At 43.1% G+C, this 12,187-nt stretch carries 8 protein-coding genes, 2 pseudogenes and 1 riboswitch; all 10 genes and pseudogenes read left to right on the forward strand.

The genetic code is table 11. The features are described from left to right. Nucleotides 1–519: 519 nt before the first annotated feature. Nucleotides 520–628, forward strand: a riboswitch (SAM riboswitch). Nucleotides 629–708: 80 nt separating this feature from the next. Beyond that, complete coding sequence (locus OB236_RS17660) at nt 709–1,188, forward strand: NUDIX domain-containing protein (protein ID WP_262685191.1); 480 nt, start codon at nt 709–711, stop codon at nt 1,186–1,188. A 793-nt stretch (nt 1,189–1,981) separates the two neighbouring features. Next, nucleotides 1,982–2,443 carry a MarR family winged helix-turn-helix transcriptional regulator gene (locus tag OB236_RS17665; RefSeq protein WP_262685192.1) on the forward strand — a complete coding sequence of 154 codons (462 nt, stop codon included), beginning with the start codon at nt 1,982–1,984 and terminating at the stop codon, nt 2,441–2,443. 1 nt (nt 2,444) lies between these two features. Beyond that, a complete protein-coding gene (locus tag OB236_RS17670; RefSeq protein ID WP_262685193.1) occupies nt 2,445–3,947 on the forward strand; it encodes an IMP dehydrogenase in 1,503 nt (500 codons plus the stop codon). A gap of 235 nt (nt 3,948–4,182) precedes the next feature. Beyond that, nucleotides 4,183–4,647 (forward strand): annotated as a pseudogene (locus OB236_RS17675) (aminoglycoside phosphotransferase family protein); the annotation flags it as partial. Nucleotides 4,648–4,917: 270 nt separating this feature from the next. After that, nucleotides 4,918–5,268 carry a YciI family protein gene (locus OB236_RS17680; protein WP_262685195.1) on the forward strand — a complete coding sequence of 117 codons (351 nt, stop codon included), beginning with the start codon at nt 4,918–4,920 and terminating at the stop codon, nt 5,266–5,268. Between the two features lie 20 nt (nt 5,269–5,288). Next, nucleotides 5,289–6,497 (forward strand): RNA polymerase sigma factor, encoded by a 1,209-nt coding sequence (locus OB236_RS17685; RefSeq protein WP_262685196.1) that lies wholly within the window; start codon nt 5,289–5,291, stop codon nt 6,495–6,497. Nucleotides 6,498–7,006: 509 nt separating this feature from the next. After that, entirely contained in the window at nt 7,007–8,035 is a 1,029-nt protein-coding gene (locus OB236_RS17690) for an aminoglycoside phosphotransferase family protein (RefSeq protein WP_262685197.1), read from the forward strand. Between the two features lie 212 nt (nt 8,036–8,247). After that, a complete protein-coding gene (locus OB236_RS17695; protein ID WP_262685198.1) occupies nt 8,248–9,102 on the forward strand; it encodes an aminoglycoside 6-adenylyltransferase in 855 nt (284 codons plus the stop codon). Between the two features lie 119 nt (nt 9,103–9,221). Continuing rightward, nucleotides 9,222–9,491, forward strand: a pseudogene (locus OB236_RS17700) (IS110 family transposase); the annotation flags it as partial. 776 nt (nt 9,492–10,267) lie between these two features. Further along, nucleotides 10,268–12,061 (forward strand): alanine--tRNA ligase, encoded by a 1,794-nt coding sequence (locus tag OB236_RS17705; RefSeq protein ID WP_262685199.1) that lies wholly within the window; start codon nt 10,268–10,270, stop codon nt 12,059–12,061. Nucleotides 12,062–12,187: the final 126 nt, after the last annotated feature.

Consider the following 12,187-nt stretch of genomic DNA (forward strand, 5'->3'; position numbering starts at 1 on the left):
TGAATGGATGTTACGTAAAGATGAAGGTTGTTATCAGGAATTAGTTGAGGAATATAACAGAATTAATAATACTAACTTTGAATGCTAATTCGAAAGGGCTAGTCCATCAACTAATACCGTATTCACGTCGCGGTCGCTACGCTCCCTTGGTCTACCATAGGCAATTCAGCCGTTCTTCATTCCGCTAACGGCTACGATAGTTCAATCAGAACTACTTCACAAAACACCCGATTTTGTACAGATGTTCAATCTCACTTAAGAGGAGAAAGCAACAAATAAAGAAAGAGGTTCAACTGATTGTTCGTGAGTATTGAAGAACATATCGAATTTCACAGCGAACCCGACGGAACGCTAACGTTATTTCATACGGATTCAAGTGGAAAACGAATAAACGCACAAAAATTAGCCCCGTAACTTTAACTAACGGAAAATGATAGCTAAATTAATAATATCATCATCAACTAAATATTTGATGTTATTTATGGTGATATATGTTAATGTGAAAATAATTTAATAGATCTCTTATTCAGAGTTCGGTGGAGGGACTGGCCCTATGAAACCGCGGCAACCGGCTTTTTTGAAGCACGGTGCAAATTCCAGCAGGGTATAATCCTTGCAAAGATGAGAGGGAGAAAACAGGTATCTTTTTTGACTGCAACCCCCTTCATCGGGGGTTTTTATTTTTTTTAAAAGAGAGGGGAAATTTAATTGTCAATCATCAGAACACGGGTTGCATGTATCGCAATGAAAGATGAAAAAATAGTCCTTATGGAAAAGCTGATTCCCAGCTACTTCAATTTCAAACAACTAACGCCCCCTGGAGGCGGTGTTGAGTTACATGAAACTTTAGAGGAAGCGTGTATTAGAGAAATGGATGAGGAAACGGGATTAACAATTGAAAAACCTGTTTTAAAAGGAGTCGTTTCTTATATTGATCATGGAAACAACGGCCACTCAGTGACATTCTTCTTTGTAACAAATCATGTTCACGGGGAATTAATAACGAATGAACCTGAAAAACATATTCCACATTGGGTTGAATTACATAGCCTTAGAGATCATGAGCTGGTACCCAATTATTATAAAGATTTCATAAAGATCATGTTATTCGAGCAAAAAGTTTTAAATGCAAGGCTAGAGTGGAGAAAACCAGGTGAGGCTGAGAAATTTACGGTGACTATTGTTTAACCTACCTTAGCAGAGAAATTATCTACTTATTCCCTAGCTGCCTCATCTATCTCTTCGATGATATTGTAACCATTAACCTTAAGACCTACCGACTTTTTGATCTGACTTTCAATCTTCTTAGCAGAAACACGAATCGACATAGTGATGTCCCTCTTGATTAATACTATACATGTGCTTTTTGAAGAAGAATACCGAAATAACCTACATGTCCGGTGAAAATAAGCGCCGTTAAACTAACGGGTACGATAGTTCAATCACGACATGACGGCAGCTGATTTGATAAATATAATCTTAAACTGCCGCTGTTGTTATTCAACTAACGTTACCCGTAATCTTGGGATTATCGCAATCTTAATCTTGTTGCTGGCAGCGATTCCTCGTACAGAAGGTGAATCGCTTGTATCACTCAGACAACAAATCGCGTTCCTGAAAAACCCTAAAATCTTATCAGCAATCGTTGTTATTTTCTTCTGGATTCTAGGTTTTTCTATCGCGTTAACTTATATCACGTCTTTCCAAGTAGTCTAACGACATTAAAGTACCTACAACGAAAGCTTGTTAAATCAAGCTTTTTTATTTGAAGGGATATATTCTTGTCGTTTTTTTTTGCGACAAGAACATCCCTTCAAACAGTACTGAGGACAAGAAATCCCCTACATAGTGGGCTGTTCCCTATTATCAGGCCATCGTTACCCTTAAATTCCTTTAGATGGATAACTCTCAGCTACTTGACAAAAGGCAACTAGTTAGATATTTTAATACATAACCAGTTATCTATTTTGGAGGTGGAAAAATGAATTTTCCAATAGAAAAAAAAATCACACCTAAAGCTTATATTTATGGATCAATTTTCTCTTTGTCTAACCGTTTGCAGCTTTTAGGCGATAGAAGATATAAAGAGCTATCATTAAAACAAGCTTTTGTGGTTTGGAATATATCTCTCTTTGATGATTACATTCTTAACCTAAAAGATATTGCGCAAATGGTCGGCACTTCGAGTCAAAATGTGAAAAAAATCATAGATATTCTTGAAAAAAAAGGGTTTGTAGAAGTAGGAAAAGATGAAACAGACAGAAGGAGTTTACGTGTTGCTTTATCAGCTAAGGGGAAAGAGTATTACTTGGAAAGAGGTAAGATGGAAGAACAGTATTTGGAGGAGTTATTTACTGATTTTGATGATGAAATGCTTATAGGATTGTATCAAGGTCTAAATAAACTTATGGAAAAAACAGTTCAAGAACAAGGGGGAAAATAATATGGCAGTTTATATGAATGAAGTGTCGCGTACCTTTGGTGAGTATTTACTAATACCAGGTTACTCATCTGTAGAGTGTATACCGGCAAACGTTAGTTTACAAACACCCTTAGTGAAATTTAAAAAAGGAAATAAATCTCCTATATCTTTGAATATTCCTATGACATCAGCAATTATGCAGTCAGTTTCTGATGATACAATGGCAATATCCTTAGCTAAAGAAGGTGGACTTTCTTTTATTTATGGATCACAATCTATTGAATATCAGGCACAAATGGTTAATCGTGTAAAAAGTTATAGAGCCGGTTTTATAGTTAGTGATTCTAATATTTCTCCTGAAGGAACTTTAGACGAATTATTAATATTAAAGAAGAAGACAAATCATTCAACTGTAGCAGTAACAATTGATGGAAGTTCTAGAGGTAAATTAGTTGGTATTGTAACTAGCAAAGATTATAGAGTTAGCCGGATGGCTCTAGGCACTAAAGTTAAGGATTTTATGACACCATTCGAAGACTTGATCTGTGGTAATAAAGATACCACATTAAAAGAAGCGAATAATATTATATGGGAGCACAAATTAAATTGCCTTCCAATCATTGATGGTGAACAAAGATTGATTTCTTTGGTATTTCGAAAAGATTACAATACTAATAAGAAAAATGAGAATGAGCTAATCGATGAATCAAAAAGATACATGGTTGGTGCAGGTATTAATACTAGAGATTATGCCGAACGAATTCCAGCATTACTTCAAGCTGGAGTAGATGTTTTTTGTATTGACAGTTCGGAAGGATTTACAGAATGGCAAAAGATTGTTCTTGAATACATCCGGAAGAATTATGGTGATACCGTAAAAGTTGGGGCAGGAAATGTAATTGATAAAGAGGGTTTCCGTTTTCTTGCTGAAGCTGGTGCCGACTTTGTAAAAGTGGGAATTGGCGGTGGTGCAATTTGTATTACACGAGAACAAAAAGGCATTGGGAGAGGTCAAGCTACCGCATTAATTGAGGTAGCGAAGGCTCGTGACGAATATTTTAATGAGACAGGAATCTATGTACCCATTTGTTCTGATGGTGGTATCGTACACGATTATCACATCACATTGGCACTAGCTATGGGAGCAGATTTTCTAATGTTAGGAAGATATTTTGCACGATTTGATGAAAGCCCCACTAAAAAAGTGAATATTAACGGTAATTATATGAAGGAGTATTGGGGAGAAGGAAGTACAAGGGCAAAAAATTGGCAGAGATATGACTTAGGCGGTGACGGTAAGCTTTCTTTCGAAGAAGGAGTTGATTCGTTTGTACCCTATGCGGGGAGTTTAGAAGAAAATGTTGGACTTTCTTTAAGCAAAGTACGTTCAACAATGTGTAATTGTGGTTACCTGACACTCCCTGAACTAAAAGAGAATGCTAAGCTAACCTTAGTTTCTTCTACAAGTATTGTTGAGGGTAGTGCGCACGATGTTCTACTTAATGATAGTCGACAGATGTTGTAATAAATAAATGCTAGCAAATTCCTTCAATATGATATATTAGATTTTTTATATAAATGGAGAGAATTGTGAAGGTGATTGGAAACGTTGCTATGAAAAAATGATTCCAACGATTTAGAATTCAGTATGGGCTATGGACATTATTAGATACTCCAAGTCGAATTAATTCAGATGGAACATGAATGATGGGAAACTTTCACGCTTCGTGTTGAGCAGGGAAAAGTTTTTAGAATTGAAGAGGTCCTACAGAGAACTACGGACGAAGCTAATGATAATGGTCGACATGTTGATTTTCACTAATAGGCATTTGCCTCTTATTGAAGGCCGTCCGAACCGGTTTCAGCACGACGACTTTCATCCCGGCAATCTACTCGTTCATAGCGGTGCTTATGTAACTGCAATCGACTTCAATCGTTACGACTGGGGGGACCCATATCACGATTTTCTTAAAATCGCCTACTTCAGCCGCGAGATTGGCATTCCGTTCTCAATCGGGCAAATTGACGGGTACTTTAATGGGGAAATTCCCGAAGATTTTTGGAACCTGTATGCGCTATATACGGCACTGACTATATTCGGAACTATCACTTGGACGCTCGAAGTCGTGCCAGAGCAAATTGATTCAATGATAGATCGTATTCGTACGGTATTAGTCGATCACCGGAATTTCGAGACTACGATTCCGATTTGGTACAAACACTGACAGAGCAATCCACATAAGAATTGGACAGAGTTGTTCATTCAACTAACGGAAACGATAGTTCAACAAAATGCAGAGGATCCGCTGTGTAAAGCGATACAACTTCTTGTCTGTTATCGATGTATGTATGAAATCTACTATGGGATGCTTCGAGTTGCGTCATCTGACGGTTAAAAAATATTTTCGAGTAATGTAGAAATTCATCGATATGGATCGTCATTATAGTGAAGACATGAAACAACCCCATTCTGAATGTGGAGAGGAGCAATAACCATGAATTACACACTGCTAATGTATGAAACGACGGAGGATTTCGCTAAACGAACCGATCCGATTCACAAGGAGGCGTATGCCGCAAGCTGGGCCCATTATGTCACAGCGTTACGTGATTCCGGCATTGTTGTAAGTAGCGCAGGTCTCCAGTCCCCGGAGAATGGGACCACGCTTAGCCGCAGAGGTGGTGAATTGCTGGTTCAGGATGGCCCGATTACCGAAACCAAGGAGCAAATTGGAGGTTTGATCATCATCGACGTGCCAGATTTGGACATCGCATTGAAATGGGCGGCACGTTGTCCCGGCAGCTCGGTTGAGGTCCGCCCCAACTTGCATCCGACTTCGAAATGAGCGCCATGCATGCTCACCAAATGATTGAACAGACGGCCCGTGATTCCTACGGCCGTCTGGTTGCTTTTTTGGCTGTGCGCTGGCGTGACCTGGCCGCAGCGGAGGATGCGCTTGCCGACGCTTTCCTGGCCGCGCTGGAATCATGGCCTGCGACTGGAGTGCCGGATAAGCCCGAGGCCTGGCTGCTTACTGCTGCGCAGCGCCGACTGATCGACGTTACCCGGCATGCACGAGTGCATGCCGGTGCGGAGCAGACTTTGATCGCAATGGCGAAAAATGCGCAGCAATGGACCGAACCCGAAGCGTCTTTTCCGGATGAACGGCTTAAGATGCTGTTTATTTGCGCCCATCCCGAAATTGACCCCGCCGTGCGTACACCGCTCATGCTCCAGTCCGTGCTTGGCCTTGACGCAGCCCGCATTGCTTCTGCCTTCATTGTTAAGCCTGCTACGATGGGGCAGCGCCTTACCCGCGCGAAAGCGAGATTGAGGAGCGACGACATTAAATTTGACTTGCCCGGAAAGGACGAATGGCCTATGCGACTTGAATCTGTGCTTGAAGCCGTCTATGCGGCCTATGGAAGCGGCTGGGATGATGTGGACGGCGTAGATCCACGCCGGAAAGGACTGGCCGAAGAAGCGATTTACTTGGGAAGGCTGATCGTACGGTTCATGCCGGGGGAACCAGAAGCGCTGGGATTGATGGCGTTTATGCTGTACTGCGAAGCACGCCGCAATGCGAGGCGCGATGAGGCAGGCGGATATGTTCCGATATCCGGACAGGATCATTCTCGTTGGTCAATCACGATGATCGAGGAAGCGGAACATTGCCTTCGTGCTGCCGCGCAAGAGAACCGCATCGGGCGGTTCCAGCTTGAAGCGGCGATTCAATCCGTGCATGCCCAGCGTGCCTGGACTGGCCGAACCGAGTGGGAAGAGATTGCGTTGCTGTACGAGGGGCTCGTGGGTATCGCTCCAACGATTGGCGCAGTCGTCGGCCGAGCGGCAGCCGTTGCTGAGGCGCTCGGGGCCGAAATCGGGATGGCGCTGCTGGAAGAAGTGCCGGCCGAAGCGGTCAAGAACTATCAACCTTATTGGGCGCTGAGCGCCCATTTGTTCAAGCGGATGCAGAGGTTCGAAGAAGCCCGTTTCGCATACAGCCGCTCCATCGGATTATGCATGGATCCTTCTATTCGTGCGTTTCTGGAGAAGCAAGCTGGAGAATGTTAGTTGTCAGGTCTGTCGTCATGGATGTTCATATCCAGGGACAGACCTTTTATATCTGTTAGAAATGCCCAATGGGGATCTGTTAGTTGGCGGAAATGGGAACCACAGAGCAGTATTATCCAAAGAGAAGTCCATCCCGTCAATAAAGGCTGCTGTTGCGGTAGTTAAAATCCATTAACGTGTGGAACATAATGCGGAATAACGCTAATTCAACTAACGGAAACTATTGCTCAATAATCATCAGGACGAGGCTGCCGGCATGAATGGGCAGCGTTGTTGCGCTAACGGGAGAATAGTTATAACTAAAGTCTTCCCAAAATTAGGGATTACATTTGATATAATCATCTAATCAGCTGGTTTAACGGCTGTCGTCTTCTCAATAGATGGGTTTCTATGCCCTGCAGCTTGATAACGAGTATATCCAGGATAATACGAGCTACCTCATCGACAAGAGAACTCGAAACAAAACTCTCGCCATGTGGAGTAAGCAAACGGAGAAAACGGAGGAATAAATGAATATTGAACTTGAAAAGCTGATTTACGCTTTAAACCAACGGTTCAAGACGGATATCATCTCTGCCGACTGCCAAACTATGCCGTTACAGGGCGGAACTGTTGGAAATGTGTACCTGGTAATGGGGATCGCCGAAAGCGTGGATGGCAAAAAATTGCCGTACCGTATAGTGCTGAAAATCCAGAATAAATGGGAGCGTTACGGCGATCCGGGCTCATGGCGTCGGGAATATGATCTCTATTCATCTGACTTGGGAGCGACGTTCTCGCAAGCCCTCCGCTGGCCGACATGTTATCACGCCGAGCTCAATGCCGAAGAAAATGAATACCAGCTGTGGCTGGAATATATCGATGGCGTAACCGGTTTAGACTTGACCGGTGACATGTATGAAAAGGCCGCGCTGGAGTTAGGGCGCTTTCAAGGCAAGTTGTATGCGGAGCAGCCCGCCGTGTTGCAGAGCCTGACCAACCTGAGCCATGCGGATCTCATGAAGAAAACGTACCTGCATTATCGGTCATGGCCGGTCGTCTACGATTATATACGCTCGGAGGACTGCGAATTCCCGCTGCACGTGCGGCAAATGCTCATCGACATCGATGAGCAAGCAGACGAGATATTCGCCCGTATCGAAAAATTGCCCCTCGTGCTATGCCACCGGGACTTCTGGGTAACCAACCTGATCTATGCTGAAGGGAGAATCGCGCTCATCGACTGGGATACCAGCGGATGGGGCTACCTGGGCGAGGATCTCGCAAGCCTGATCGCGGATGAACCGGATATCGATCACATGGTCGAATACTACCAGCGATGCGTCCCTGCGTATTACAAAGGCTTTTCGGAGTATGCACATGTATCCCGAATCGCCGATCATTGTGTCTATGAGATAATTCTTCTCGTATTCGGGTACAGGCTTGTAGAGGGGTATCTCCACACAGAGGATGATTACGAGAAGACGAAGCATGTCCATACTCTCCAAAAAATCTATGAAATGAAGACCAACCCTGGATGGTCACATCTGGTTACATAGCATGAACTAACGGAGTACGTTAACACAATAACACCAGCACGAGACTGCCAACATGATCGGCAGTCTCCATTACGTTAAGGGGCAGCATAGTTGAATTGATATTCGGTTATATATCTATAAAATGTAAATAGGCTACAAAACGAGAAAGGCGATAGTTTGTCTATCCTCAAGGAATTTGATTACGGTAGAATCCATAATCTTGGAGGTTTCAAATGAGAACAGAATCCGAAGTTATCGATCAACTATTACAATTTGCTCATGCCGATGAGAAGGTAAGGGCCATTATTCTGAATGGGTCGCGAGTTAACCCGAATGTGACTAAGGACATCTTTTGCGATTATGATCTAATATTTGTTGTCACCGAGCCTAGATACTATGTGGATCATCAGGATTGGATTGGAACTTTTGGTGAACTGATTATGATGCAGCAGAACGATATTAAGACGAACGGCGAGGACGATTACATTTTTCTTATGCTTTTTACGGATGGGGTAAGAATCGATCTTTCATTCCGCCGAGCGGAGACCGTCAACGAGCACATTGAAGATAGTCTTTCTAAATTGCTTCTGGACAAGGATAATGTTCTGAAAAAATTTGCTCCTCCCTCCGAAGCGTCCTATATTACCGTTAGACCATTGGCCGATGAGTTCCAACGGAACATTAATAATCTTTTATGGTGCTCGACGAATGCGGCCAAAGGATTGTGGAGAGATGAGCTGCCTTACGCAAAGTTTATGTCGGATATCGTTGTTAGACAAAATTTGATGAAACTGTTATCCTGGTACGTTGGAGCGGAGCATAACTGGGGTGTCAATTTGGGGTCGGCCTCAAAATGGCTGAAAGAATATCTACCAGAGCAACTATGGCACTCATTCGAGCGTACTTACAGTGGCCCAGCATTTTCGGATATATGGGAATCCCTTTTTGTGACAATTCGACTTGCGAAAGAGGTAGGGCAGCCGCTTGCGGAAAAGCTTAACTATGAATACCCTTCACGCGATCATAGCAACGTGCTAGCCTATTTGGAGAGAGTTCGATTTCTTCCAAAAGATACGACGGAAATCTAGAGAACGAAAGAACAGACTTCATTACGTTAACGAGGAACGATAGTTGAATAAAGGGTATTTGAAAAAAACATCCACTTTTGCGTGCATGTCCATAAACAAAACCTCTATAGAAACATAAGAAAGGCTCGAAGCGAGGTAGGAAGCGACTTCGAGCCTTACTCTTTCGCGTCATCATGCCATCGGTTGCGAAAAACGGAGCATTTAGAGCCTTGCACGAGTATGACACCAAACGGCCGGATCATCCATTAAAAAAGATGCAATCGCTGATTGCGCTGTGTAACAAGCTCATTCGGATTCTGTTCGGGATCATGAAAAAAGGACATGAATTCAGTGAAGAAAAAATGATGCAGGACATCCCTCGATTCAAGGAAGTACCACTAGCAGCTTAAATGCAACAGCTTCTTCATAGAAATTGAGGTTGTAACAAACAACAGACAACTAAAGCACGGATGAGTTGGAACGAAACTAACGTACGGACGAAGATCCTGTCGGGCAGCATATCTGACCTCCACCTCATGGACAGGTTGAATGAAGGAATGTGGGAGCGTAGACTCTGTGAGACATGGGAGGGTTGACCACCATGAGCCAATGTGGAGATCCATAAGTGCAACCATACTTTACCGGAGAAACCATTTTTTACAGAGAAGTGGTCTAGGTGGAGATATTTTGCGCTTTTTTCAGCCCCATATTTTTCTTCATCTTAAATTTGTTTCCATGAAAATGTGATCTGTTGAATAAGTAAAACATTCAAAATCTAAGAAAACATGAGCATTTAAGAGAAAAGTGATTCTCCATAGAGGGAGTTTACGTTAATTACGAGTGGTTTTTCGAGTATTATGCAGGTTGCTAATATACACGATTGACATCTGAATTCTAACTGGCTAAAATAACAATAATTAGGAAATGATATAAATGAAATCAATGAATGAACAAAATATGCTACATTTCGTTCAGAGAGGGATGTTTTGGTGTGAAATCCTACGAAACTTAGTATGTTGCCGGTTCAGGAGTGCGGTTAATGCCCGCCGATTTGACTCGTTATAGTCAATTGAGCTGATTGTATCGCTAAATGCGAAGACAATAACTTGGGTGGTACCGCGATTAATTCGTCCCAATCTTGGGGCGTTTTTTTGTTGTCTAAAATAGAGTAAAAGGAGAAATATCAATGAAACTGTATACATCTGAAGAGATTAGAGCGAAGTATATTCAGTTTTTTCAAGAAAAAGGTCATGCCGTCATTTCTAGCGCTTCCGTTATACCCGATAACGATCCCACCGTATTGTTTACGACAGCGGGCATGCACCCGCTGGTGCCCTATTTACTTGGAGAGAAGCATCCATCTGGAACGAGGTTAACCAATGTTCAGAAATGTATACGTACTGTGGATATAGATGAAGTCGGTGATGATACCCATTGCACCTTTTTTGAGATGATGGGCAACTGGTCACTTGGCGATTATTTCAAACATGAATCCATATCGTGGAGTTGGGAGTTCGTGACTTCGCCGAACTGGCTCGATATACCCAAGCATAAAATTGCGGTTACTGTATTCGAAGGAGATGATGATGCTCCCCGTGATCAGGAGTCGTACGAGATATGGTGTGCATTAGGTCAATGTGAGGAAGAGATCTTCTTCTTGCCTAAAGCCGATAATTGGTGGGGGCCAGCAGGTCAAACAGGTCCTTGCGGTCCCGATACGGAAATCTTCGTTATCTCGGATAAAGAACGTTGCGGTCCTACATGTTCGCCAGCATGTGGATGTGGGCGCTATGTTGAATTCTGGAATAATGTATTTATGAAATATAACAAAACGGCGGAGGGAAAGTTTGAACCGCTTGATCAAAAAAACGTCGATACGGGAATGGGCTTAGAGAGAGTGCTAGTCGCTTTGAATGGAGGAACAGTCTATGATAGCGACCTGTTTACTACGATATTCTCACGAATTGCAGAACTGTCGGAGACGGCATACGCAAATCAACCCAAAGCTTATCGAGTTGTTGCGGATCATACCCGCACGGCAGTATTTATCCTTGGTGATAATTACGGCATTACTCCGTCTAATGTCGACCAAGGCTATGTGCTGCGAAGATTGATTCGCCGAGCTGTTAGATTCGCAATGCAATTGAGTATTCAAGAAGGCGGTCTAGCGGATATCGCTAGCGCTGTGATTGACAAGTACGAGCTAATATACCCAGAGCTGCAAAGCAATCGCGATAAAATTATTAGGGAACTCCAGGCGGAAGAAGCTCGTTTTCAAAAAACGCTCGCGCAGGGACTTCATGAATTCGATAAGCTTTCGATTTCATTAGTAAATGGTCAAATAGACGGTGCAGCTGCATTCAAACTTTATGATACGTATGGGTTTCCCATCGAATTGACCATGGAACTGGCAACAGAGCGTTCCATCGCCATCGATCTGGAAGGATATCTAGAGAAATTTCAGAAGCATAGAGTGTTATCTCAAGCCGGAGCAGCCCAAAAGTTTAAAGGCGGTTTAGCAGATAATTCTGCACAGACGGCAAACCTGCATACGGCAACTCATCTTCTTCATGCTGCACTACGAAAGGTTCTCGGAGATGAGGTGGCGCAAAAGGGCAGCAATATAACGGCTGAGAGACTGCGCTTTGATTTTTCGTTCCATCGTAAAATGACTGAAGAAGAGATCGTGGCAACCGAGCGGCTGGTCAATGAAGCGATTGCCGAAGGCGTCGGGATTACGTTCGAAGAGATGACGCTTGAAGATGCACGTAGAACAGGGGCTATTGGTCTATTCGAGAGCAAGTATGGCCAGATGGTAAAAGTATATACGATGGGCAAATTCTCCAAAGAGATATGCGGCGGTCCTCACGCGGTGAATACGGTTGACCTTGGTACTTTTAAAATTGTTAAGGAAGAGAGCTCGTCTTCTAGCGTAAGGAGGATAAAGGCAGTACTTGAAAGCACTGATGCTTTACGCTAACGGGTACGATAGTTGAGGGGCTTGCTTTGGGCAGCTCTGCTTTTGTTTATTAAAGTAAAGGGCAGATTGATGCAAAGATTCTGTATATATCCGTTTATATAAGGAGGTGGGATTCACGTGGCGACA

This window comes from Paenibacillus baimaensis (assembly GCF_025567575.1).

Coding starts and splice junctions, on each gene's coding strand:
- OB236_RS17665 (WP_262685192.1), top strand. CDS start 1,982: ATGAATTTTCCAATAGAAAAAAAAATCACACCTAAAGCTTATATTTAT.
- OB236_RS17670 (WP_262685193.1), top strand. CDS start 2,445: ATGGCAGTTTATATGAATGAAGTGTCGCGTACCTTTGGTGAGTATTTA.
- OB236_RS17680 (WP_262685195.1), top strand. CDS start 4,918: ATGAATTACACACTGCTAATGTATGAAACGACGGAGGATTTCGCTAAA.
- OB236_RS17685 (WP_262685196.1), top strand. CDS start 5,289: ATGATTGAACAGACGGCCCGTGATTCCTACGGCCGTCTGGTTGCTTTT.
- OB236_RS17690 (WP_262685197.1), top strand. CDS start 7,007: ATGAATATTGAACTTGAAAAGCTGATTTACGCTTTAAACCAACGGTTC.
- OB236_RS17695 (WP_262685198.1), top strand. CDS start 8,248: ATGAGAACAGAATCCGAAGTTATCGATCAACTATTACAATTTGCTCAT.
- OB236_RS17705 (WP_262685199.1), top strand. CDS start 10,268: ATGAAACTGTATACATCTGAAGAGATTAGAGCGAAGTATATTCAGTTT.